This is a genomic window from Ruegeria sp. BJ3 (assembly GCF_056535665.1).
In genome coordinates, this window is record NZ_JBQFIT010000001.1 from 2,044,584 (window position 1) to 2,069,096 (window position 24,513).

Sequence of the window (24,513 nt, forward strand, 5' to 3'; positions counted from 1 at the left end):
CTAGTCATATTTTCGACTTATTGCAAGAATCTCGAAATTTTTGGAAATTTCATATTTTTCTTGTTGCATTCGATTCGACCGCTTAACGTCTAGCAGCGTGTCGACAAGGGAGGCGGCAAGATCTCCTACCCGGCGCACTGCTCAACGTCTGGGAGGACAATATGAAAATAGTCAAGACAGCGGCTGTTGCCGCCGTAGCAACGACGATGGCGGCCGGTTTCGCGGTGGCCGAAACGACCAAACTGAGAATTCAAACCCATTTCTCGCCCGAGACGCTGTCCGGGCAGATGGCGGCAAAATACGTCGAAGACATCCAGGAAATGTCGAACGGCGAGATCGAAGTCGAGATGTTCTACTCGTCCTCGGTGGTCAAATCGGTCGAAACCTTCGATGCCGCGGCAACGGGCATCCTCGACTGCGACATGACCGGCGGCGGCTATCAGACCGGTAAGAACCCGGCCTTCCAGTTCGCGGGCGATCTGCTGGGCGGTTACCAGAACCCCTATCAGCAAATGGCATGGCTGCTGCACGGTGGCGGCAGAGATGCGGTCAATGACCTGTACAACGGCTACGACATGGAATTCATCGGCTGGTGGATCCCAGGACCGGAATCTCTGGCCTCGACCAAGCCGATCGCCAAGGTCGATGACTTCAAAGACTGGAAATTCCGTTCGCCCCCGGGCCTGGCCACCAAGGTCTTTGCCGAACTGGGCGCATCGCCGATCGTTATGGACTTTAACGAAATCTTCACCGCTCTGGAAACCGGCATCATCGACGGCGCGGATGCTGCGAACCTGACCAACAACGTGGGTCTGGGTCTGTACGAAATCGCCGGTCACACGAACTATCCTGGCTTCCACTCGATGCCCGCAGACCACCTGGCCTGCCGCAAGGACGTTTGGGACGCGATGCCTGCACATCACAAAAAGATCATGGAAGTCGCGATGGACAGCCTGGCGCTGCACAATGCGACGATCAACGAAGTGCAGAACGCTCAGACCGCCAAGGACCTGAAGGCCAAAGGCGTTCAGCTGTATGAATGGTCGCCGGAAGATCTGGCCGCCTACCGCGCAGCCGTTCAGGTCGGGTGGACCGAGTTCGCCACGACCCCAGAGGCCAAGGCGCTGTTGGAAAGCCACATCAACTTCCTGCGCGATCTGGGCGCAATGCAATAATCGGGCTTCGGCCACTCAACGACAATCGGAAAGGCCGTGCTGACGGCCTCTCCGAATGTGCCCGGGACCCTGCATTTCATGAAAATCACCAAGATCACCAGCCATGTACTGCAGTACGAGATGCCCGAAGTCCTGGGGTATTCGCAGCAGTATTATGACAAGCGCACAACCCATCTGGTCGAGGTTCAAACCGACGAGGGCGTGACCGGCTGGGGAGAGTGTTTTGGCCCCGGCAACGTAGCAAGAGCCAACAAATCCATCGTTGAACAGGTCATTCAGCCGATGGTTCTGGGGCTGGACCCTTTGGACAAGGACGTGATCTGGCACAAGGTGTACAACCTTCTGCGAGATCATGGGCAAGGCGGAATGCCGATACAGGCGCTGTCCGGCGTGGACATCGCCCTGTGGGACATCGTCGGCAAGGTGGCCGGTTTGCCGCTGCACAAACTCATTGGCGGCGCACATCGGACAAGCGTTCCCTGCTACGGCTACGGAATGATGCTGCGGGATGAGCCGATTGCCGACCTTGCCGCCCGGTTCGAGGACGAAGCCGTAACGATCAAGGACATAGGGTTTGTCGCCACCAAGATGAAAACCGGGTTCGGACCCAAACCGGACGTACAGCTCTGCGAGGCGGTGCGTCGCAGGGTTGGCGAAGACTTCCCCTTCATGGTCGACGCGAATCATGCCTACACGACCTCGGACGCGTTTTATGTGGGCCGTGCCTTGGAAGAGCTTGGCGCCTATTGGTTTGAAGAACCGGTGGCCCCTGAGGATCTTGACGGCTATCGCGAACTGCGCGCGGGGCTGAAGATCAATATCTCCGGCGGCGAGGCTGTCTTCAATCGCTGGGCGTGGCGCGCGCTTCTCGAAAACCGCAGTGTCGATATCGCTCAGCCCGAAGTATGCGCGTTGGGCGGAATCTCGGAGTATCTGCGGGTACTTGCGCTGTGCCACGCGCATTTCACCCCGGTCGTCAATCACGTCTGGGGAAGTGCGGTTGCTGTGGCCACCAACCTGCATCTGCTGGCGTCAATGCCGGCAATGCCGGGCGGGCTGCACCCGTGGGAACCGATGTTGGAATTCGACACCACGGACAACAAATTCCGCGACGATCTGCTGACCGTTCCGCTAGAGATTCAGAAACAAGTCAAGGCCAACAACGGCCGCGTGACGATCCCGACCGGCCCCGGATTGGGCGTCGAGCCGGACCTGGAATTTATCGATCACCACCGGATCGACGGATAAGGACGAGGGCTACGTGATGCAAAAAAACTCAGGCGGAATACTGGAGTGGCTCATCCCGCTCGCCTTCGTCGCAACGGCCAGTTGGCTCGTCTGGCATTTGCCGGCCTTCCTGTTGGACTGGCTGCCGTACACGTCCGAATCTCTGAAAAGCCAGGTAACGGAAATCTATCTGCGCAGCGACGTGACGCCCGAAATGGCCGGGGTTTTCGGCGGATTTGTCGACATTGTCGATATCGGCGCGCTGATACTGCTGCCGATCCTTGCGGTGATCGGAACCAAGACCGTCCAGCCGGCCGCGATGGAATACGAGGGCACGACTGCGATGGACCGCTTCGCCCTGTTCATCGGTCGGGTCACGATGATGATGATCGCCATCATGACGGTGGTGATGCTGTACGAAGTCTTCATGCGCTATATCCTCGAGAAGCCGACTGAGTGGGCCAACGAGATGACCCTGTGGTTCGCCAGCTTCGTGTTCCTGATGTCCGGCTACTATGCCATGCAGCAACGCAGCCATATCCGGATCTTTCTGCTGTATGATGCGGTTCCTCGCTGGTTGCAGCGCGTGTTCGACACGATCTCGACCATCCTGATCGTGATGTTCGCGTTCTTTCTGGTCTACGGCAGCTATCAGCAGGTCTTCGTCAACAAACTCTATAAATGGGAGCTTTACGGCTCGGCCTTCAACCCGCCGATCCCGGCGACGTTGCAACCCATGGTCCTGATCGTGATCACTCTGGTCGCCATGCAGGCCGTTCTGAACCTGATCGCGGATTGGAACAAAGAACCGGAAATCCACACGGATGAACCGGACGAAGACGAAATTGAAATGATCAAACGAGCGGTGGGACAAGACTGATGGATATTGGAACGATCTCACTCATCCTGATGGTCGCCCTGATCGTGCTTCTGGCGATCGGGATGCCCCTGGGTCTGGCCTCGGCCTCGCTTGCGGTTCTGGTTCTTGTTCTGAAGTTCGAGCCGACACTTCTTTTGAACCCGTTTTCATTCGGCGATGGCATTCTGACCGGACGCCCGGGGACTGGGCCACTCTATATTCTGGCGCAGAAGATATATGGGCTCTTAACGGACTACGTGCTCATATCCGTGCCATTGTTCATCTTCATGGCATCGCTGCTGGAGCGATCCGGGATCGCGCGCGACATGTATTCGTCGCTGAATGTCTGGCTGTCCAGAACGCGCGGCGGCATCGCCATCGTGACCTCGATCATGGCGGTGATCATGGCGGCCATGTCCGGCATCATCGGTGGTGAGGTTGTCCTGCTGGGTCTGATCGCCCTGCCCCAGATGCTGCGCCTCGGCTACGATCAGAACCTCGCGATCGGCGTCATCTGCGCCTCGGGGTCGCTGGGGACCATGATCCCGCCCTCGATCGTTCTGATCATCTATGGGCTGATCACCGAAACCTCGATCAAGTCGCTGTTCACCGCGTCCTTCATCCCGGGTTTCATGCTGGCCTCGATGATCATCCTGTACATTATCATCCGCACGCAGTTGAATCCTCACCACGCGCCGCTTCCGGAACCGGACCCGAGCGACCCCGAACCGGCTGAAAAGCGCAAACTGTTTGCCGCCTTCATGAGCATCGTCGTCGCCGGATTTTCCACCGTTCTGTTTATCCGGGCCGCGTTTTTCGAGCTTTCCGGCTCGAACGCTGCCAGCCAAGGCGAGCCCGCGCGATTGGGGACAGCTGACTACCTGCCCTGGTTTGCCGGTATTACGATCGTCGCCCTTCTGCTGATCTTCTTCGTCTTTGGCAGAGAGCGCGCCAAAATCGGGTGGGAAATGGGCAAAGGCCTCGTCGCGCCGCTGGTCGTCATCGGCGTCGTTCTCGGCTCGATCTATGGCGGGATCACAGGCATCACCGAGGCAGCAGGCATGGGCGCCTTCGCCGTTCTGATCATCGCCATCCTGCGGGGCGAAGGATCGTTCGAGCTGGTTTGGGACAGCTTGATGCGAACGCTCAAATCCACAGGCACCATCATCTGGGTCACCATCGGCGCCGCCGCGCTGGCGGGTGCCTACACCATTGCCGGCGGGCCCCAATACGTGGCCGATCTGATCGTTGGGCAGGACCTGCCGACGATGCTGGTCATTCTGGTTATGATGCTGATCCTGCTGTTCATGGGCGCGTTTATGGATTGGGTCGGCATCGTGCTTTTGATCATTCCGGTCTTTCTACCGATCGTTCTGCGCCTTCCCATCGAGGAAATCGGACTCATCGGCCAGTTGCAGCCCAGCCATGTCGCGATCTGGTTCGGCGTCGTGTTCTGTATGAACATGCAGGTCAGCTTCCTGTCGCCCCCGTTCGGCCCGGCGGCGTTCTACCTGAAATCGGTGGCCCCGCCGCATATCAGCCTGACGGATATCTTCCGCGGCTTCCTGCCATTCATCGGGATCCAGCTGCTGGCGCTTTCCGTTCTTCTGATCTGGCCGGGCATCATCGCGCTGCTTTTGTGAGGTTGCACCCATGCTGACACAAGATCAGATTGGCAAGTTCCAGACGGACGGATACCTCGTGGTCGAGGATGTAATTCCCGGTGACGTCCTTGATCGGGTGCAAGCCGAATACTCGGATGTCCTGAACCGGCTCTTTGACGGTTGGTACGAAAAAGGGCTGGTCAAGGACGAACCATCCGGGATGTCATTCTGGGACAAACTTCTGTCCGCTTATCAGGCCGGTTGCGACTATTTCCAGCCGCTGGACATCTCTTTGCCCGGCGACCGGATCATGGCTGACACACCGTTCCATATAGGACCCGCAGTGTTCGACTTGCTGACGGCCCAGCCCATGCTTGACATCGTCGAGCAGTTGATCGGGCCAGAGTTGGTCAGCAATCCGATCCAGCACGTTCGGCTGAAGCCCCCTGCCCTCAAGCTGTCCAAGGACGAGGTGCGGGCGCACATAACCGCAACGGACTGGCATCAGGACCGGGCAGTTGCGTTGGAGGATGCGGACCAGACCGACATGGTCACGGTCTGGATTGCCGTCAACGATGCGACGGTCGAAAACGGCTGCCTGCAAGTGCTGCCTAAGGCAAAGGACCAATCCATCCTGCCGCATTGCGCGCGGACGCAGACAGGCATTGCCGACGGATTCATTGACGAAGAGCGAGCCGTGCCCTTGCCCGTCAAGGCAGGCGGGGTCATCCTGTTTCATCCTCTGACGCCACATGCGTCGTTGGTCAACGAAACGGACCGGTTCCGCTGGTCGTTCGACATCCGCTTCAGTGCGGCAGGCCAGCCCACCGGTCGAGACCATTTCCCCAGCTTCATCGCAAGGTCCAGATCGCGCCCCGAAACCGAGCTGCGGGATTGGCGTGTCTGCAAATCCAATTGGGAGGCGGCGCGAGCAAAGCTGTCTGGACAGCCGCATATAGATATTCACCGGTGGACATCGGACTCGCCGTTCTGCGCCTAGCTGCAGCCGCCAGGAAAGCTGATTATGACTTTTGTACGTTTAGATCGAACGGATAGCGTGGTGGTTGCAACTCGGCTGCTGGAGGCCGGCAGTGTGGTCGAAGGTGTTACGACCAATGCGCGCATCCCATCGGGCCACAAGGTCGCCACGGCGACCCTTGCACCCGGCGATCCGGTCAGAAAATACGCCCAGATCATTGGTTACGCCACCCAACCGATCCACCCCGGCGATCATGTGCACACCCACAATGTCGAGTTCCGCAACACCAGCGTGGACTATGAGTTTGCGACAGATCACAGGCCTATGAGGCCCGCCACCTCGGTTGATACGTTCATGGGCTACCACCGGGACAGTGGTCGGGTCGGCACGCGCAATTACATTGCGGTTCTGACCACCGTGAACTGTTCTGCTACGGCGGCCCGCATGATCGCCAACCACTTCACGCCGGACAAGCTGGCCGCGTATCCGAATGTCGACGGCGTGGTGGCCTTTGTCCACGGAACGGGATGCGGAATGGCAGATTCCGGCGACGGTTTCGAAGCTCTTCAACGGGTCATGTGGGGGTTTGCGAAACATCCCAACCACGCTGCCGTTCTGCTGGTCGGTCTGGGCTGCGAAATGAACCAGATCGATTGGCTGCTGGACGCATATGGGCTGAAGCAGAGCCCCACTTTTCAGACGATGAACATCCAGAACGTGGCCGGATTGCGCCGGACTGTGGAAATGGGCATCAGCAAGATCAACCAGATGCTGCCCATTGCCAATGAGGCAAAGCGCAGAGAAGCCCCGGCGTCTGAACTGATGGTTGCGCTGCAATGTGGTGGATCGGACGCTTGGTCCGGTGTGACGGCGAACCCGGCGCTCGGACATGCCTGCGACCTGTTGGTCGCTCAAGGTGGCACGGGTGTCCTTGCGGAGACGCCCGAAATCTACGGAGCCGAACACCTGTTGACCCGCCGTGCCCTTGACCGCGCAACTGGGGAAAAACTGATCGGCCTCATAGATTGGTGGCAAGACTATACCGCCCGCAATCACGGTTCGATGGACAACAACCCCAGCCCCGGCAACAAGCAAGGGGGGCTGACGACCATCCTTGAGAAATCGTTGGGGGCAGCGGCGAAGGGCGGAACCACCCCTTTGACCGGTGTGTTCAAATACGCCGAACCTATCACTGCCAAGGGCTTCACCTTCATGGACAGCCCCGGATATGACCCTGCCTCGGTGACCGGGCAGATCGCGGCCGGGTGCAACCTTGTGTGCTTCACTACAGGGCGCGGTTCGGCCTTTGGGTCCAAACCGGCGCCGACGCTAAAAATCGCCACCAATTCTGAATTGGCGGCGCGCATGTCCGAAGACATGGACGTGGACGCGGGCGACATCCTGACCAAAGGCGTCAGCGTCGAAGAAAAAGGACAGGAGATATACCGACGGCTGCTCCAAGTCGCCTCGGGCGCGCGAACCAAGTCCGAGGCGCATGGCTTGGGTGATTACGAATTCGTTCCCTGGCAAATCGGAGCGGTGATGTGAAACGGATCCTCGTAGCCGGCGGCGGATTGATCGGTATCCGCCACGTCCGCGCCGTCATTGAGCATCCCGGCTGCACGTTGGTCGGGTTGGCCGATCCGGATGGCTCAATCCAGATCGACGCGCCGCGTTTTGCCAGTATGGACGAGGTGCAGGACACAGTGGATGGTGTCATCATTGCAACGCCGACCCGCCTGCATGCCGAACATGGCATTCTGGCCGCATCCCGCGGTTGGCATATGCTGATCGAAAAGCCGGTTGCCGCATCGATCGATGATGCCCTGCGCCTTAAGACAGCCGTTCGCCAGGCCGATGTACGCAGCCTGGTCGGCCACCATAGGCGGTACCACACAACCTTGCAGCACCTGAAGGAGGTGATCGCGCAAGGTACGATCGGACAAGTCATCAACATCTCGTTGCTATGGGCCATGCGTAAACCCGAGAGTTATTTTGAACAGAACTGGCGGACATCTGATGGCAGCCCGGTCATGATCAATCTGGTGCACGACATCGATGTCCTGCGCTTTGTGATCGGAGAAATCTCGGATGTCGTCGCCCTGCCCGGCGCGCCGATCCGCGGATCGGATCGGATCGAAAGCGGCGCTGTCGCGATCGCATTCGAAAACGGCGCGACGGGTACCATCAGCTTTGCCGACACCGCGCCCAGCCCTTGGGGATTTGAGGCCGGAACCGGTGAAAATCCGAACATCGGCACGACCCATCAGGACATGATGTGGATCACGGGAACCAGGGGCGCCGTCAGTTTTCCATCCATGACCCTGTGGCGCGGACAGGATTGGGGCACTGCGGCCCAAAAAGACCAACTTCCAAGACCGGACCAGACACGCACACCGCTGGAGGCGCAACTGGATCACTTCCTTGACGTGATCAATGGCGCCCCACCTTTGATCGACGTCGAGGATGCAGCCCGGACGCTCGAAGTCACATCACGCATCGAACAGGAGCTGAAGGCGCGAACGGCCCGAGCGCGGGCGCCGGCCTGACGGAGACGCGGCAGGTCAAAATATCGGACCATTCAAAAGACCAATGACTATTCCTCGGGCAATATGAGCAATCAGACTGCAAATCCGCCCGCGACAGACACAAGAATGAAAACCAGACATATTCACGGAAAGGGAAACCAATGAGCAAACCATCAATCGGGTTTATCGGCCTGGGACTCATGGGCGGAGCCATGGTGAGCCGGCTTTTGGACCAGGGATACTCTGTCACGGTGTTGGGAAACCGCGACCGCACACATCTGGACGCCGCGATTGACCGGGGCGCCCGCGAGTCGCAAAACGCCCGGGAACTGGCTCAGGCCAGCGACATCGTGATGCTTTGCATGGGAACGTCCGAGCAGGTCGAAGGCCGTATGCGCGGTGCTGATGGAGTGATCGCGGGACTGAAGCCCGGGGCGATCGTCATCGACTTTGGCACCTCGCTTCCGGGCAGCACACGCGCCCTGGCCGAGGAGGTTGCCGCAGCCGGCGGAAGCTATCTTGACGCGCCACTGGGCCGGACGCCGTCGCATGCACTGGAAGGCAAGCTGAACATCATGACGTCCGGTGACAAGGCTGCCTTTGACAAGGCCGAGCCGACACTGAAGGATCTGGGTGAAAACGTCTTTTACCTGGGCCCTGTCGGATCGGGACATACGATCAAGCTGATCAACAACTTCTTCGGAATGACGGTCGCGAACGCGATGGCGGAAGCCTTTGCCATGGCTGACATCACCGGCGTTGACCGCAAGCAGCTGTATGACGTTATGGCCGCAGGGCCGCTGCATTCCGGTATGATGGATTTCGTCAAAGCCTACGGTGTCGAGAATGATCCAAACCAGCTGGCCTTTGCCATCAAGAACGCGGCAAAAGACCTTGGGTATTATGATCGAATGGCGCGCGAGGCCGGCGTTACCAGCCTGATGTCGCAGGGCGCGCTTTCCGCGCTGAACGACGCGCGCGACCACGGTCAGGCGGATGACATGGTCAGCCAGATGGTTGACTACTACGTCAAGCGTTTCAACACCTGATCGATGGCCGTCACCGCCAACCCCACTGCGGACCTGCCGCGCCTGGGCATCGTGCTGATGCTGACGGCGTGGCTGTTCTTTTCGCTGGTAGACCTTGGGGCCAAATGGTTGGCGTTGGCCGGCGTGCCGGCATTTCAATTGGCGTTCATGCGCTATGCAGGGCACTTCGTGATCTCAGTGGGCGTGATCGCCAAGGGCGGGATCGAGGCCGGCCGGTTCAAGACGGACCACCCTTGGCAGGTGATAAGCCGGGCCTTGCTGCTGATCTCGGCGACTGTTTTCAACTTTTATGCCCTGCGGTTTTTGCCCCTGACCGTCGTGTCGGCAATCATGTTTTCCAGCCCGGTCATTGTGTGTTTTCTGTCCGTCTTTGTGTTGAAAGAAAGCGTGGGCCCATGGCGTTGGGCGGCTATCATCCTGGGCTTCCTAGGGGTGTTGGTTGTCGTGCGGCCGTTTGGTTCGGCCTTTCATCCGACCATGCTGCTGATCGTCTACAATGCCACCGCGTTGGCCTTGTACTCGATCATGACGCGCAGGCTGTCGGGGGTTGTTGCCGTGGACACCATGCAATTCTACCTCGGACTTACCGGTACAGTGGTCCTGCTGCCCTTCGCCATCTGGTTTTGGATCCAACCGGAAAACACCTGGAGCCTGATCGTCCTGATCAGTCTTGGCGTCTTTGGATGGTGCGGGCATCAACTGCTGACGAACGCGCATCGCTTCGGAACGGCGAACCAGTTGATGCCATTCACCTATTCGTTCCTGATCTACGTTGCGATCTGGGGCTATCTGTTCTTTGACACGGTACCGGACGCATTCACGTTGGCAGGGGCTGCGCTGATCATGGCTGCCGGTCTCATCATCTGGAAAAGAGAAAAGAAATGACGCGAATTGCCTGCATCGGCGAAGCAATGATCGAATTGTCCATGCTGGAAACCGGCGCAAAGGTGGGCGTCGCGGGGGATACGCTGAACACGGCCATCTACATGCACCGCGCAGCGCCTGATCTGCAGGTGGAGTATGTGACATGTTTGGGCGACGACCCGTTCTCGGGGCGCATCGCGGACTTCATCGCCAGCCATGGCATCGGGACATCCGGCATCCGCATCATTCCGAATGCCTCTCCGGGCCTGTACGCGATCACCACCTCTGCGGACGGTGAACGCAGCTTTACTTATTGGCGCAGCGAAGCGGCCGCCCGCCAGCTTTTTGCCGATCACGATTTCAGCTCGTTGAACGGTTATGACGTGCTGTATTTGTCGGGTATTTCGGTAGCCATTCTACCGCATTCGGTAAGGCTTGCGCTTCTGGACTGGCTCGAAGGCGCTTCAGTCCGGTTGGTCTATGACAGCAACTTTCGTCCACGTCTTTGGGACAGCGTTGAACACGCCCGACAGATCAATCAACGGCTTTGGCGGCGTGCTGACATTGCCCTGCCATCCATCGACGACGAGATGGCACTGTTCGGGGAAAGCGCCGATCAGGTGGCGGCACGCTTTGCGGGTCATCACGGAGTCGGCGCGTTGAAGCGCGGAGAGAATGGCCCCCTGTCCATTGGTCAGAGCATTGACCAAACCTATGAGCCTGCCAAAAACGTGCTGGATACGACCGCGGCGGGCGACAGTTTCAACGGTGGGTACCTCGCGGCGTTGCTGACTGGGAAATCACAGGCCGAGGCCCTGATGGCTGGACACAATCTGGCATCCACCGTTGTTCAGTTCCGCGGCGCGATCATTCCCGGATAAGCGGCGCGAGATCCTCGGCTCCGACAAGACGCAAAAGCGGCACTAGCGGATCTGGCTGCTTGGCAGCCAAAGCGATTTCCGACGCGCACGGATCGTTCAGCGCCCTGCCCTTGGCGGTCTCGGACAGGCAATAGGAGACCCAGGCCCGCATACCCGCGATCACCGCCTGAGAGCCGGTCTCACGAAGTGTGGGAACAAACCGATACGGCAGCTTCTGGCTTCCATCCATCGCGATTTGGTCCAGACGATGCGCCAACTCGGGGTTTTCAAAGCGGCGCAACAGAGCCTCGGCATAGTCCGGAACCTGTGCTTGCACCGCAGCCGGCAGCGTTGCGCCCGCATCCTTCATCAACTCGGAAACAAGCGGGCGCAGAGCCGGGTCTCGAACCGCTTCGTGGACGTAGGTCAGGCCCCGCTCCAACCCGGCATACGCCAACAGAGAATGGGCCCCATTCAACATGCGCAGCTTTCGCATCTCGTGCGGGGCCACGTCATCGACCAGTTGCACGCCCGGCCAATCCGGATGCGGTCCGGCAAAATTGTCTTCGATCACCCACTCAGAGAACGCCTCGGTCGGAACGGCCATGGGATCGCCGCTGATTGCGCGAACTGCGTCCGTGGTGGCCGGGGTGATCCGGTCGACCATCGCGTTGGGAAAGCGAACGGCGTCCCAATTGACGTCCAGACCGGCTGCTTTCGCGAAATCGAAAACGGCCGTCTCGAGCGTTTTTCCGTTCTCTATACGATTGTCGCAGCTCAGCACCGTCACTGGCTTGCGCCGTTCCGCCAGACCAAAGGCAAGAAACCCGATCAGAGTCGCGGGCCCCTGCCCTGCCAGATCGGCGGCAATGGCCGGGTCCTGGAGGTTCAGCTTGCCCGCGGTATCCAGATGATAACCTTTCTCGGTCACGGTCGCCGAGATGATCTCGGCATCCGCCATCGCATCGAAAATCGCTGCGCGATCCTCGGGCGCGACCAGAACGTCGCGAAGAGCTTTAATGCGCCGGACGCCCTGCCCCTGTACGCACAGATCGTACTCGAAACCCTGTCGGGCCAATCCATCCCGAACCGAGGATGAACGCAGGCTGACGCCGACAACGTCCCATCCACCCGCTTGATCGGTGTAGTCCAGCAAATGCGCCCGGGCAAAGTTTCCGAGGCCGAAGTGAAGAATTGTACCCATCTAACTCTGCAATCCATAAACCTGTTTCGCCAGATCGACCGCCAACAACCGTGCAAGATGCTCGGCACTGTCCCGACCGAAGTAACCGCGCGCAACCTGCTCGGCCAAATGAATCGCCACGCCCCGCCGCCAGAGGTCGTGTCGTGCAGGAATGGACAGAAAAGCCCGTGTGTCGTCATTGAATCCGGCCAGGTTGTAGTACCCGGCCGTCTCAACGACCTGATCAAAATACCGCGCAATCCCGGCCGGACTGTCGTGGAACCACCAAGGCGGCCCGATCCGAAGGCACGGCCAATGTCCCGCCATAGGGGCCAGTTCACGGGCGTAGGTGCCTTCGTCCAGTGTGAACAGAATGATGCGCAGTTCCGCTGAGTTTCCGACCCGGTTCAACAGCGCCTCAAGGCCCGTGACCCAATCCATCGCGATTGGAATGTCGGCCCCCTTGTCCCTTCCGAAGTCCCGGATTACCGCATGGTTCGTGTTGCGCTTGCTGCCTGCATGTATTTGCATGGTCAGACCATCATCGACAGACATCTGCGCCATTTCGATCAGCATATGCCCATAGAACCGGCGCGCGTCCTGTTCGGTCCCTTCCCGCCGTCTCAGCTGTTGGTAAAGCGCATCCGGGTCCTCCAGCCACTCGGTCTGTACGCGTTCGATACCGTGGTCCGTGGCGGTACAACCAAGCTGGACGAAATAAGCCCGCCGCATCCGCAGCGCGTTGAGGTAGCCATCATAGCTGTCCAGATCGCAGCCTGTCAGCTCGGCCAACTTGTTCAGGTTCTGTACGAACTCCGGGTCCGCCCCATCCAAAACCCCGTCCGGGCGGAACGTCGGAACAACCCGCCCGCCCCAACCGCTTGCACGGATCTCCTGATGCTGTGTGAGAGGGTCGAGAGCCGAATCCGTAGTGGCCAGAACCTCGATCCCGAACCTGTCGAACAAAGCCCTCGGGCGAAAATCGGGTTGCGCCAGCTTTTCCGCGATCTTGTCGTAGATCAGATCTGCCGTACGCGAAGACAACTCCTCAGACACGCCCAGCGTTTTATGCAGCACGTAGTTCATCCAGATCCGGGAAGGCGTTCCCAGAAATAGATGCCAATGTTCGGCAAAGGTGCGGAAAACGGCGCGAGGATCCTTCTTTCGCCCCTCTTCCCCAACGCCGAGTTCCGACAAGGGAACTCCCTGCGAATAGAGCATACGGAACACGTAATGGTCGGGAACCACCAACAGCTCTGCCGGGTTGGGGAACGGCGCATCGGTTGCAAACCACCCCGGATCGCAGTGACCATGCGGAGACACGATCGGCAGGTCCTTGATGCCCAAGTACAGGTCTTCTGCCATCCCATTCAAATTGCCAGTCAATTCTGCCTCCGATACTGCTACCCGCAATTGTTAACACAGTTTTTAATGGTTGCATCTTTCCCGTTCGAACCCGCAGACTGACCGGGTGATCCGGGGGACTGAATGAATATTGCGCTGATTGGTTTGGGGATGGTTTCTGGCACGCATGTCGCCGCCATTCGGGCATCGGATCAAGGCCTCAGTCTTGCCGGAGTCCTCGGGCGCAATCTTGAAAAAACAGCTGAGTTCGCGCGGCGAAACGATACCCGCGCATTCGGCTCGGTCGAGGAAATCGCAAACGACCCAAAGGTCGACTTTGCGATCATCGCAACCCCGCCCGATCAGCGCACAGAGTTGGTACAGATTCTTTCGACCGCTTCGAAGCCGATCCTGATGGAAAAGCCCATTGAAAGAACGCTGGGCGCCGCGAAAGCCATTGTCGAGCAGTGCGAGGTGTCTGGCGTACCGCTGGGCATCGTTTTTCAGCACCGCGCCCGCGCCGCCTCGCAGGCGCTGAAATCGGCCATCGAACAGGGGGAACTGGGCACGATCGCCACGGTGGAGATCCGTGTCCCCTGGTGGCGCGATCAGAGCTACTATGACGAACCGGGTCGCGGCACTTATGCACGTGACGGAGGCGGCGTCATGATCTCGCAGGCGATCCACACGCTTGACCTTGCGATGTGGCTACTGGGGCCGATCTCGGACATTCAGGCCGTGATGAGAAAAACTCCACTACACGATCTCGAGGCCGAGGATTGGGCGGGTGCAGTCTTTGAAATGGACAACGGCGCGGTGGGAACGTTGATGGCAACTACCGCCGAATATCCCGGGGCTGCTGAGTCCATCACGATCCAGGGCACGCGCGCCAAAGCGCATCTGGAGTCAGGTGTCCTGACCTTGACCACTCTCGACGGCCGGAAATCCACGGTCGGCGAAACCGCCGCCACAGGCGGAGGGGCCGATCCCATGGCGTTCACACATGCCTGGCACCAAGCGGTCATCGAGGACTTCGCGAAGGCCGTTTCCAGTGGAACGCAACCTATGGCCACAGGACGCAGTGCCCTTTTGACCCACGCCGTCATCGACGCGATGCAGATCGCCAATCGAACCGGCCAGAAAACACGAGTCATCTCATGAGCCTGACCTGCGTCGCCCTTGGCCTGGACCACCGCCATATCTATGGCATGACGGAAAACATGCGCAAAATCGGCGTAGACTGCGTAGGCTATTGGACACAGGGCGATCCGGAGACGCTGGCGGGCTACGTCAAAAGGTTTCCCGATATTCCGCGGCTGGCCCGACTGGAAGACGCCCTGACCTGCGGGGCGGATCTGGCGCTGATTTCAGCGATACCGGCAGATAGGGCCGCGTTGGCGGTCCGCGCCATGCAGAACGGCATGGATGTCATGAGCGACAAGCCGGGCTGCACGACGTTCGAGCAACTCGACCAGATCAAAAGAGCGGTCGCAGACACCGGTCGGATCTGGTCGGTGAATTTTTCGGAACGGTTCGAAACGCCCGTCAGCACCCAGGCCACCGAGTTGGTCGAGGCCGGTGCCATCGGGCGCGTGGTCCAGACGGTCGGACTTGGCCCGCACCGATTGAACCGGGCAACCCGGCCGGAATGGTTCTTCCGGCGTGACCGCTATGGCGGCATTCTGACCGACATCGCCTCACATCAGATCGATCAGTTCCTGCATTACACAGGTTCAAAAAGCGCAGAAATCACGAACGCCTATGTGGCGAACTACGCAAACCCGAAGGATCCCGGATTGCAGGATTTCGGCGAGGTCAATCTGCGCGGCGAGAATGGCACCGGGTACATCCGGGTTGACTGGTTCACGCCAGATGCCCTGCCAAACTGGGGAGATGGTCGTCTGACGATCCTGGGCACCGAAGGCTATATCGAGTTGCGGAAATACGTCGACGTGGGGGGAGCCACGGGGACAGATCATCTGATCCTCGTCAACGGAGAAACCTGCCAAAAGACCGACGCATCCGACGCCGGCCTCCCCTACTTTGCGCGCCTGGCCGATGACATTCGCAACCGGACCCAAACCGCAATGACGCAGACCCACTGCTTTACAGTCATGGAACTGGCACTGCGCGCGCAGGAAATGGCGGAACGCAGATGATCAACGTTGCGATCCTCGGCGCAGGTATCGGTGCGCAACATCTGGACGCTTTGGAACAACTAGACGGCACCTTTCGCGTAGCCGCCGTGGTCGACCAGAACACGGACCGGATCGAACAAATACGGCAGAACTCGGGTTTTCGAGCATTGACCAACATTCAGGATGCTCTGGATGATCCGGCGATTGATGTCATCGACATCTGCCTGCCGCCGCATCTGCATGTACCAACCACGCTTGCGGCACTGGCCGCAGGAAAACACGTTGTCTGCGAAAAGCCTCTTGCGACCTCGATGCGGGATGTGGATCGGATCACGGCAGTCGAACGCAACGCGGGCAAGCATGTGTTTCCGGTTTTTCAATACCGGTGGGGCCCATCACTGGCCCAACTGCGCCACCTGCAGCGCGCAGGCCTGACCGGAGCGGTCCAAACTGCAGCGCTTGAAACCCATTGGTCCCGAGGGGCGGACTATTACGCGGTGCCGTGGCGGGGAACTTGGGCCGGCGAACGCGGCGGCGCAGTGCTGGGCCATGCCATCCACAACCATGATCTGCTGACACATATCGCGGGCGATATCGCCTGGGTGTCTGCAATGACCACAACGCGGGTCAACCCGATCGAGACCGAAGACTGTGCCGCAATCTGCTTTGGCATGGCTTCCGGAGCCTTGTGCACAAGCAACATCACCTTGGGCGCTGCCACGGATGAAACCCGCCTGCGGTTCGTCTTTGAAAAATTGACCGCCACCTCTGGCACCGAACCCTATGCCCCGGGTCAAACGCCCTGGTCATTCGTCGCGCGGGACCCGGCGGATCAAGCCGCTATCGACGCGGCTCTCGCCGCTGCCGCTGCCGAGCCAACGGGGTTCGAAGGGTTTTTTGCCGAAGTCGGCAAAGCGCTGCGGTCCGAGGCAAATTCGGCCGTTACGCTGAAAGATGGCGCTGCGTCCATCGGCCTTGTGACGGCGATTTATCACGCGGCGCGCACCGGGCAGCGCGTTGCCCTTCCCATCATGCCCGATCACCCGCTGTATGAAGGATGGCTGCCATGAAACAATGCTGGCGTTGGTTCGGACCCGAGGATCCGATCGCCCTGGCCGATCTCCATCAAGTCGGGGTTCAGGGCATCGTCACCGCGCTGCATCACATCCCGCCGGGACAGCCTTGGGATGAACAGAGCATCGCCGACCGGCAGGCCGTTATGGCCGCGGCCGGGTACAGTTGGGACGTTGTCGAAAGCCTGCCAGTCTCCGAGGCGATCAAGACGCAGTCGGCAGACATGGCCGAGCATCTGCAGGCGTACAAGTCCAGCCTCAGGGCCCTCTCCGTCCGTGGCGTCAAAGTTGTTTGCTACAACTTCATGCCGATCCTGGATTGGACGCGCACCGCCCTTCGTGCCCCACAGCCGCATGGCGGAACGGCCATGCTGTTCGATCTGACCGATTTTGCAGTTTTCGACATACATATTCTCGAACGTCCGGGCGCGTCCGAAGACTATTCCGGCGACGTCCGCCAAGCGGCCAAGGATCGCTTCATGCGCATGTCGGATGTCTCCAAGGCCCAGTTGCAGCACAATGTCACCGCGGGGCTGCCCGGCGCCAACGATCAGTGGAGCGTAGAGGACGTGCGCGGCTTGCTGCGGACATATGCTGAGATAGACCGTGACCGGCTGCGCGCAAACCTCATCGACTTCCTGTCTGAGGTCGCCCCGATAGCCCAAGAATTGGGGGTGCGCTTGTGCTGTCATCCCGATGATCCGCCCTTCTCGTTGCTCGGTCTGCCGCGGATCATGTCCAGTTCCGAGGACTACGGCACCGTACTGGATGCGGTTGATATGCCCGCGAACGGTGCAACCTTGTGTACCGGATCGCTGGGTGTTTCCTCCGAATTCGATGGGCCGGAGTTCGTGCGCCGGCATGGCGACCGGATTCACTTTGTTCACTTGCGAAACACCCGACGCATCGCGGGGTCGGACAGACAGAAGCCGGATTTCTATGAGGCTCCGCATCTGGAGGGCGACACCGACATGGTCGGCACCATTCGCGAGCTGATGAACGAACAACGCCGCCGCAAATCTCAAGGACGTAGAGACTGGCAAATTCCGATGCGACCCGATCACGGACAAGAGCTGCTGAGCGATCTGGGCGGACACAGCACTCCCGGCTATCCGCTGATCGGACGCATGCGCGGGTTGGCGGAACTGCGCGGCATCATGGCGGCGTTTTCCTGACACGTCAGATCAGGCAGTTTCTTTCCGCCAGTAACACTTCTTTGCTTGCCTGTGTGCCGCAATCTTCGTTTACTTACGGTACGTAAACGGGCAGCGGGGTGTCTTCCGGACTCGCCCGACGTCTGTTCAAGACGCGTGAAACTCCCGCGAAAACCGATGCCTTGAGGCATCATTTTTCGAAACGTCTGCCAGACGGCAAAGACGGAAGAACGGGAGGAGTCCAAATGAAAACAGCAGGTGTAATCGGTCTTGGCGACATGGGCAGCGGCCTTGCCAAGAACCTGATCAAGAATGGCTTTGAAACATCCGGTTTCGACCTGAGCGAGACACGCATGACCGCATTTTCCGACATGGGCGGCCTGGTCAAGGACAGCGTGGGACAGGTCGGCCGTCACGCCGCCAGCGTGTTTGTCATGGTGATGAACGGAGATCAGGCCCGCGATGTCATTCTGGGTGAAGACGGACTGGTTGCGAACATGGCCAAAGGCGGAACGGTCATCCTGTCGGCGACCATTACTCCGGCTGAAGCGAGCGCTATCGGACAAGACATGGAGGGTTCGGGCATCCACCTGATCGACACCCCGGTCTCGGGTGGGTTTCCCGGCGCGCAGAACGGCACTTTGACAATGATGGCTGCCGGTGCTGCGGATGTGCTGAACCAAAACGCCGAAGTCATGCAGGCAGTGTCGGCAACCATTCACCGGGTCGGAGAAAACGCCGGTGACGGGCAAACCGTGAAAGCCTGCCTGCAATCCCTGATCGGATCGATCTTTTCCGCCACATTCGAGGCTGCGGCCCTGGCGGCCAAAGCCGGTGTCAGCGGTCAAGCATTGCTTGACGTGTTCTCATCGTCTAGCGCGGGATGTGGTGTTGTGAATACCGCCCTTGAAAACATCATTGATCGCAAGTTCGAGGCTACTGGCAGCCATATCGCAACGATGCACAAGGACCTGACGATCTCTCTGGCACTGGCCGGTGCGTTGGGCGTTCCCATGCACACAGCATCATCCGCTATGCAGATCTTTCACGCCGGAAAAACCAAGTACCCGAATGGCGACAACTGGGTGTGTACTCGCGTCATCGAAGAGATCGTTGGCGCAGAATTGCATCGCTGAGGGGACCGGACATGAAATTAGGTGTAATTTGCGACGGCATTTCCCGCGATCTGCGGCATGCCGTGGACGTAATGGACGAATTCGGTCTGGACTATGCAGAGCTTCAATTCGTTGGCGATTCAGAGGTCGGAGACCATTCCCCGCAGGAAATTGCCGAGATCGACGCGCTTTTGCGCGACCGGGGCAAGCCTGTGTCGTGTCTGTCGCGCCATATCTTTGCGGGGATGACAGCTGCCAACAGGCCCGGCGACGACCTGCACACTCGGCATATGGACGCCTTGAAACGCGTGATCGACATGGCGCATGTCGTGGGGTCTCCGCTGGTTCGGATCATGACCCAACGAAAAGAGCAGATACTCTGGGGAAAAAACGGCGCCGAGAAGTGGAACGTGGCGCATGGGGTATGGGACTCGATGCCGCCGCTGATCGCGCCGGCGGTTGAACTGGCCAGGGCTGAGGGCGTGACGCTTGTCGTGGAAACCGGAAACGGCACGCTGGTCAATTCCAACTATACCGCCCGCAAGCTGATTGACGAGTTGGATGCAAAGGATGCGTTGAAGGTACTTTGGGACCCCGGAAACAACTGCTGGTGCCATGAACTGGCATACCCGGACGGTTACGAAGAACTGCGCGGCGGCTATCTGGGGCACATTCACATCAAGGACGTAAAGGTCGACACGCCGAGGGCAACGCTGGAAGTGCGCCGCATGGGGGAAGGTCAGCTTGCGCCTTTGTTCCAACCCATCGCGGACGCGCTCAGATCCGACGGCTATGATGGCGTCATTTCTTTCGAAAGCGTTTATCAACCCGGCAACGGGAACTTCGAAGATGGTTTTCGTCTGTGTGTGGACCAGTTTAAAAGCCTGTTTGCATGAAAATGCAGTCAATATGCGTTCAAAATCAAAAGTTTGACCCCCATTGCTGAATGCCAAGTGAGATGTAGAAAGCTGGGCGCGTTCGCGTGAAATCAAGGAAAGGGCCTGCTGGATGAAACAACAGTTTTTTGACCTGTCCATTGAAACGCCGGGCAAATCCCTCATCGACATCAGCGGGATCGTTCAGCGTGCGGTGTTCGAACACGAATTTGTCTCGGGCTTGCTGACACTTTGGTGCGCCCACACCGGTGCCGCGCTGTTGGTGCAGGCCAATGCCGATCCCGAAGTGCTCAAGGATATCGAGACGTTCTTCGAGAAACTCGTACCCAAGTCACCAGGCAAGTATCACCACCGCCCGACCGAGGACGACAACGCTCCATCGCATCTGCGGGCGCTGTTGACGCAAACTCAGGTATCGATCCCGGTCGAACAGGGGCAGCTTCCGCTGGGTCGCGTACAAAGCCTGTACCTGTTCGAACATCGGGAAGCACCCAATGCACGCCGATTGAAGGTGCACTACATCGGGACGTGATGCCTTGGATGACATGGAGCGTTGGCAGTGCTAACGCCCCATCCAGCCCCCGTCGACTACAAGGATTTCACCGTTGACGAAGTCCGACGCTGCAGAAGCCAGAAAGACTACAGGTCCAGCAAAATCACCTGGCGTACCCCAACGGCCCTGGGGTGTTCGTTCCAGGATCGACTTCGACCGAACCGGATCGTCCTGCAGGGCTTGGGTGTTGTCGGTTGCGATGTAGCCGGGGGCGATTGCATTCACGTTCACACCCTGCCCGGCCCACTCATTGGAAAGGGCCTTGGTCAGCTGTCCGATACCACCTTTCGAGGCCGCATATCCGGGAACGGTGATGCCGCCCTGAAACGTCAGCAGCGATGCGGTGAAGATGATCTTGCCCGAGCCGCGCGCCAGCATGTCCTTGCCGATCTCACGGGACAGAACGAACTGCGAGGACAGGTTGACCTCAATCACTTCGTCCCACCAGTCGTCCGGGTGTTCGGCGGCTGGCTTGCGTTTGATCGTACCGGCATTGTTGACAAGGATATCAGGAGTTTGTCCGTCGGCTCTCAACTGATCAATGAACCCGTGCAGCGCGGAGCGGTCCGAGAAGTCGCATTGGTAAGCCCGGAAACTGCGCCCCATCGCCGTGACGGCTTTTTCGACCTCTGACCCGGACAGTTCAAGCGAGGCCGACACTCCGATGATATCAGCTCCGGCCGATGCCAATGCCTCGGCCATGCCGCGCCCGATCCCGCGTTTGCACCCGGTCACAAGGGCCGTTTTTCCCGTCAGGTCGAAACTTTGCAAAACACTCATGAACGCGGTCCTACTTCGATCAGGCTTTTCATTGCGGTTGGGCTGCGATCCAGTGCTTCGAACGCGGCCTGAATGTCTGCCAGAGGGCTGACATCAGTGATCACGACATCCGCGTCCACTCCGCCCGAGGCGACAACTGCGATCGCCTTCTCGTAGTCCTCCGGCTCATAGACCCGAGCACCGATCAGTTGCAGCTCTCGCCAGAAGAATTGGAACAGGTCGATCTGGGGCTTTTGAGCATGAATCGCGACCATCACGATCCGGGCCCGCGTCGCGGCAACGGCGGTCATCGCATCAACACCGGGCTGCGTTCCCGATACCTCGAAAACCACATCCGCCCCTTTGTCGCCCGTGCGCGCGTTGATTGTGGACACCAGATCGGTCTCGGTTGGGTTGATCGTATCAAAGCCAAGTTTTTCTGCGATCGCCAGACGGTTCGGATTCACTTCGGAAATCACGACGTTTCCGCCCGCGTCCCGCGCAACCATGGCAACCAGGATGCCGATCGGGCCACCGCCGATGACGACGACGTCCTCGCCAGGCTGCAGTCCAGACAGCCGCACATCGTGGCAAGCAACGGCGACCGGCTCGATCAGCGCCGCGTGATCCATGCGCAAGTCATCCGGTAGAACGTGCAAGGTGTGGGCCGGAACGGTCCAGATCTCTTGCATGGCACCATCGGTATCGAGGCCGAGAAACTTAAGGTTCTGGCAGATATGCTGATGCCCCCGTTTGCAGGCCGGGCATTCGCCGCAGTGATCAAGCGGTCGGACGACGACCTTCTGGCCGGGTTTTACCGTATCGACGCCCGCGCCCACCGCTTCGACGACACCGGACATCTCGTGCCCGATTACCCGGTTCAGGCCGACACGGGCATCCATGTTGCCGTGGTAGACATGCATATCCGTCCCGCATATCCCGCAATACGCAACGCGAATGGCGGCCTCGCCAGCGCCCGGAGCCGTCGCCTGGGCCTGTTCCACAGCAAAGCTCTTGTTGCCCCGGTAGTACGCCGCAGAGATCGTCTGGGTCGTCATGTATGCATCTCCCTGTGTTCCGCATTCAGTTTGTCCCAGTCGAATTCCACTCCGGTCCCCGGCGTATCCGGGGCCACGGCCAGGTAGTCTTCCACGACAAGCGGACGGGTCGTGTACTGGTCTATCGGGAATGAGTGTACTTCCAGCCAACCCGAATTGGGTTGCGCCGAAACAAGGCTGACGTGCAGCTCCTGCATACCATGGCTACAAACCGGAATGCCGTGCTGGGCGCTTAGCGCGGCCACGCGCAACCAGCCGGTAATGCCGCCACAGTTTGAGGCATCGGGCTGGATGAAACTCAGCTTGGCGTCATCGAAGGCATACTCGAATTCGTGAATCGTGTGCAGGTTTTCACCCATGGCAAGGGGAACGCCCGTGGCTTCGGCAATTCGGCCATAGCCTTTGTAATCGTCTGGAATTGTCGGCTCCTCGAACCACAGGATATCGCAGTCGGCGAACCCTCGGGCTGCTACGATGGCCTGCTCAACGCTCATGGAGTAGTTCGCGTCGACCATGAAGAACCGGTCCGGTCCCAGCATCTCGCGCACTGCCCGGGCACGTGCAAGATCGTCGGCAAGATCCGGTTGCCCAACCTTGATCTTGACCGCGTTGAACCCACGCGCAAGGTAGCCTTCGGTCTGGCGCAGCAGTTTCTCCAACGAGAAATTCAGGTCGATCCCGCCGGCGTAGGCCTTGCACCGTCTGGACGCTCCGCCCGCCATTTGCCACAGCGGTGCATTCTGCGCTCTGCCACGAATGTCCCAAAGGGCAATATCCACGGCGGAGATGGCGAACGAGGCTATCCCACCCCGTGCGACGTAGTGGACATGCCACTGCATGGCATCGTACAGGCTTTCGATCTGTTCGGCGTCTTGTCCAACCAGGAAAGGCGCTAGATCATGCTGGATCATCGCCAAGATGGCATGACCGCCCTTGCCGCCCGTATAGGTATACCCAACCCCCTCAACCCCATCCGACGTTTGGATGGTGACAGTGATCAATTGAAAGAACGTGTGATCCCCATGTTTGGCATCGACCAGGACTTCGGCGAGCGGGACGTTGAACAGCCGCGCTGAAACACTTTCTATGCGATTCACGAACCCAAGACCTTCTGCTGCCTGGCAATAACCCGAGACTGTAAAAGGATGACCACAAAAAGAAAGCCTCCACGTATGACCATCTGCCAATAGGCGCTGAAACTGATGGTCCCCTGACCGTTTTCAAAGTTCAGAACGTTGAAGACCAGCCCCAGCAGCAGCGCGCCGGCCACCGTCGCGGGGATCGACCCCATTCCACCCGTCAACAGAGTGCCGCCCACAACGACGGATGCGATGGCCGACAATTCCCATCCGATGCCCTCAAGGGGTTGTCCGGCTCCAAAGCCCGAGGCCAGAAAGACGCCAGCCAGCCCTGCGCAGCCGCCCGAAAGCAGGTAGACGAAAGCCTTGGCGCGATTCACCTTCAGACCCATGAGGTTCGAGGCATCCTCGCTGCCACCGATCGCCAAGACGGTCCGCCCGATGGTTGTTCTTTCCAGCACCAGCCACAGGACCAGCGTCAGTCCGGCCACTATGACGATTGCCCATGGAAACAGACCAAACGCCTGCCCCATGCCAAGCTTGGTAAAGTTCGACCCCCAATCAACCGAAATTGTCTGGGCGCCCGAAATCACCAATGCGCCGCCTTTTGCGGCAAGCATGGTCGCCAGTGTGGCGATGAAGGGCGGAATCCGAAGGATGATGATGCAAAAGGCGTTGATCGCTCCGAAGCCCACCCCGGCAAGCACGGCCCCCGGCAGCGCAACCTGAATCCCGTATGGGCTGAGATAGGCCGCAACAACCGACGTAAAGGCCGCAACGGATCCAACCGACAGATCAATCCCGCCGGTCATGATCACGAAACACATGCCCAGCGCGATCGCGATGAACATCGCGTTGTAATTCAGGAAAGACGAGAAATTGTAGGCGCTGCCAAAGTTGTCATAGCGCATCAACCCAAACAGGATCAAAGCCAGCAGTGCGATCCACACCGTCACCGAGGCCGAATTGCGCCGCAGGTACTTTCGCAGGTCAAAAGCCGTTTCATCCAACATCGA

General features: G+C 59.2%; 22 protein-coding genes and 1 pseudogene. 17 read left to right on the forward strand and 6 right to left on the reverse strand.

Annotation, left to right across the window (positions count from 1 at the left end):
- Positions 1 to 161 precede the first annotated feature (161 nt).
- The 10 genes and pseudogenes from ACR3EL_RS10250 (at position 162) to ACR3EL_RS10295 (ending at position 11,166) form a co-directional block, all read left to right on the forward strand.
- Positions 162 to 1,175: a TRAP transporter substrate-binding protein gene (locus ACR3EL_RS10250; RefSeq protein ID WP_093961716.1), complete on the forward strand. Its 1,014-nt coding sequence runs from the start codon at positions 162 to 164 to the stop codon at positions 1,173 to 1,175.
- Between the two features lie 78 nt (positions 1,176 to 1,253).
- Positions 1,254 to 2,423, forward strand: coding sequence for a mandelate racemase/muconate lactonizing enzyme family protein (locus ACR3EL_RS10255; protein ID WP_170339214.1), 1,170 nt, complete (start codon positions 1,254 to 1,256; stop codon positions 2,421 to 2,423).
- Positions 2,424 to 2,439: 16 nt separating this feature from the next.
- Positions 2,440 to 3,282, forward strand: a complete 843-nt coding sequence (locus ACR3EL_RS10260; protein ID WP_254432860.1) for a TRAP transporter small permease subunit — start codon at positions 2,440 to 2,442, stop codon at positions 3,280 to 3,282.
- A complete protein-coding gene (locus ACR3EL_RS10265; protein WP_170403878.1) occupies positions 3,282 to 4,904 on the forward strand; it encodes a TRAP transporter large permease in 1,623 nt (540 codons plus the stop codon). The genes ACR3EL_RS10260 and ACR3EL_RS10265 overlap by 1 nt, the downstream gene beginning before the upstream one ends.
- A gap of 10 nt (positions 4,905 to 4,914) precedes the next feature.
- Positions 4,915 to 5,865 carry a phytanoyl-CoA dioxygenase family protein gene (locus ACR3EL_RS10270; protein WP_480721477.1) on the forward strand — a complete coding sequence of 317 codons (951 nt, stop codon included), beginning with the start codon at positions 4,915 to 4,917 and terminating at the stop codon, positions 5,863 to 5,865.
- A 24-nt stretch (positions 5,866 to 5,889) separates the two neighbouring features.
- On the forward strand, positions 5,890 to 7,392 hold the full coding sequence (locus ACR3EL_RS10275) for a UxaA family hydrolase (protein WP_480721479.1): 1,503 nt from the start codon (positions 5,890 to 5,892) through the stop codon (positions 7,390 to 7,392).
- A complete protein-coding gene (locus tag ACR3EL_RS10280) occupies positions 7,389 to 8,393 on the forward strand; it encodes a Gfo/Idh/MocA family protein (protein WP_480721481.1) in 1,005 nt (334 codons plus the stop codon). Before ACR3EL_RS10275 ends, ACR3EL_RS10280 begins: the two co-directional genes overlap by 4 nt.
- A gap of 116 nt (positions 8,394 to 8,509) precedes the next feature.
- Positions 8,510 to 9,421, forward strand: a pseudogene (locus ACR3EL_RS10285) (NAD(P)-dependent oxidoreductase); the annotation flags it as partial.
- A 3-nt stretch (positions 9,422 to 9,424) separates the two neighbouring features.
- Complete coding sequence (locus ACR3EL_RS10290) at positions 9,425 to 10,306, forward strand: DMT family transporter (protein ID WP_480721482.1); 882 nt, start codon at positions 9,425 to 9,427, stop codon at positions 10,304 to 10,306.
- The gene (locus tag ACR3EL_RS10295; RefSeq protein ID WP_480721484.1) at positions 10,303 to 11,166 is read left to right on the forward strand and encodes a sugar kinase; all 864 of its coding nucleotides are present in this window, start codon (positions 10,303 to 10,305) and stop codon (positions 11,164 to 11,166) included. Before ACR3EL_RS10290 ends, ACR3EL_RS10295 begins: the two co-directional genes overlap by 4 nt.
- On the opposite strand, the gene ACR3EL_RS10300 is transcribed toward ACR3EL_RS10295, so the two are convergent.
- Together ACR3EL_RS10300 and uxaC are read right to left on the reverse strand one after the other, a co-directional pair.
- A complete protein-coding gene (locus ACR3EL_RS10300) occupies positions 11,153 to 12,349 on the reverse strand; it encodes a mannitol dehydrogenase family protein (RefSeq protein ID WP_480721486.1) in 1,197 nt (398 codons plus the stop codon). The genes ACR3EL_RS10295 and ACR3EL_RS10300 overlap by 14 nt on opposite strands.
- Complete coding sequence (uxaC, locus tag ACR3EL_RS10305; RefSeq protein ID WP_480722458.1) at positions 12,350 to 13,693, reverse strand: glucuronate isomerase; 1,344 nt, start codon at positions 13,691 to 13,693, stop codon at positions 12,350 to 12,352.
- A gap of 123 nt (positions 13,694 to 13,816) precedes the next feature.
- Here uxaC and ACR3EL_RS10310 point away from each other — a divergent pair, with 123 nt between their 5' ends.
- From ACR3EL_RS10310 to ACR3EL_RS10340, 7 genes are all read left to right on the forward strand, one after another.
- Positions 13,817 to 14,833: a Gfo/Idh/MocA family protein gene (locus ACR3EL_RS10310; RefSeq protein ID WP_170339233.1), complete on the forward strand. Its 1,017-nt coding sequence runs from the start codon at positions 13,817 to 13,819 to the stop codon at positions 14,831 to 14,833.
- On the forward strand, positions 14,830 to 15,831 hold the full coding sequence (locus ACR3EL_RS10315; protein WP_480721489.1) for a Gfo/Idh/MocA family protein: 1,002 nt from the start codon (positions 14,830 to 14,832) through the stop codon (positions 15,829 to 15,831). The genes ACR3EL_RS10310 and ACR3EL_RS10315 overlap by 4 nt, the downstream gene beginning before the upstream one ends.
- Entirely contained in the window at positions 15,828 to 16,880 is a 1,053-nt protein-coding gene (locus tag ACR3EL_RS10320; protein ID WP_480721491.1) for a Gfo/Idh/MocA family protein, read from the forward strand. Before ACR3EL_RS10315 ends, ACR3EL_RS10320 begins: the two co-directional genes overlap by 4 nt.
- Positions 16,877 to 18,058: a mannonate dehydratase gene (uxuA, locus tag ACR3EL_RS10325; protein ID WP_480721493.1), complete on the forward strand. Its 1,182-nt coding sequence runs from the start codon at positions 16,877 to 16,879 to the stop codon at positions 18,056 to 18,058. Before ACR3EL_RS10320 ends, uxuA begins: the two co-directional genes overlap by 4 nt.
- Positions 18,059 to 18,282: 224 nt before the next feature.
- Complete coding sequence (locus tag ACR3EL_RS10330) at positions 18,283 to 19,173, forward strand: NAD(P)-dependent oxidoreductase (RefSeq protein WP_170339241.1); 891 nt, start codon at positions 18,283 to 18,285, stop codon at positions 19,171 to 19,173.
- 11 nt (positions 19,174 to 19,184) lie between these two features.
- Entirely contained in the window at positions 19,185 to 20,048 is an 864-nt protein-coding gene (locus ACR3EL_RS10335; RefSeq protein WP_170339243.1) for a sugar phosphate isomerase/epimerase family protein, read from the forward strand.
- A 112-nt stretch (positions 20,049 to 20,160) separates the two neighbouring features.
- Positions 20,161 to 20,580, forward strand: a complete 420-nt coding sequence (locus ACR3EL_RS10340) for a secondary thiamine-phosphate synthase enzyme YjbQ (RefSeq protein WP_058277404.1) — start codon at positions 20,161 to 20,163, stop codon at positions 20,578 to 20,580.
- Positions 20,581 to 20,610: 30 nt separating this feature from the next.
- On the opposite strand, the gene ACR3EL_RS10345 is transcribed toward ACR3EL_RS10340, so the two are convergent.
- The 4 genes from ACR3EL_RS10345 to ACR3EL_RS10360 are packed head-to-tail and all read right to left on the reverse strand — an operon-like array spanning position 20,611 to position 24,510.
- Positions 20,611 to 21,381, reverse strand: a complete 771-nt coding sequence (locus ACR3EL_RS10345) for an SDR family oxidoreductase (RefSeq protein ID WP_170339245.1) — start codon at positions 21,379 to 21,381, stop codon at positions 20,611 to 20,613.
- The gene (locus tag ACR3EL_RS10350; protein WP_170371356.1) at positions 21,378 to 22,418 is read right to left on the reverse strand and encodes a zinc-dependent alcohol dehydrogenase; all 1,041 of its coding nucleotides are present in this window, start codon (positions 22,416 to 22,418) and stop codon (positions 21,378 to 21,380) included. The genes ACR3EL_RS10345 and ACR3EL_RS10350 overlap by 4 nt, the downstream gene beginning before the upstream one ends.
- Complete coding sequence (locus ACR3EL_RS10355; RefSeq protein WP_170339249.1) at positions 22,415 to 23,515, reverse strand: mandelate racemase/muconate lactonizing enzyme family protein; 1,101 nt, start codon at positions 23,513 to 23,515, stop codon at positions 22,415 to 22,417. The genes ACR3EL_RS10350 and ACR3EL_RS10355 overlap by 4 nt, the downstream gene beginning before the upstream one ends.
- The gene (locus ACR3EL_RS10360) at positions 23,512 to 24,510 is read right to left on the reverse strand and encodes an ABC transporter permease (RefSeq protein WP_142634806.1); all 999 of its coding nucleotides are present in this window, start codon (positions 24,508 to 24,510) and stop codon (positions 23,512 to 23,514) included. Before ACR3EL_RS10360 ends, ACR3EL_RS10355 begins: the two co-directional genes overlap by 4 nt.
- Positions 24,511 to 24,513: the final 3 nt, after the last annotated feature.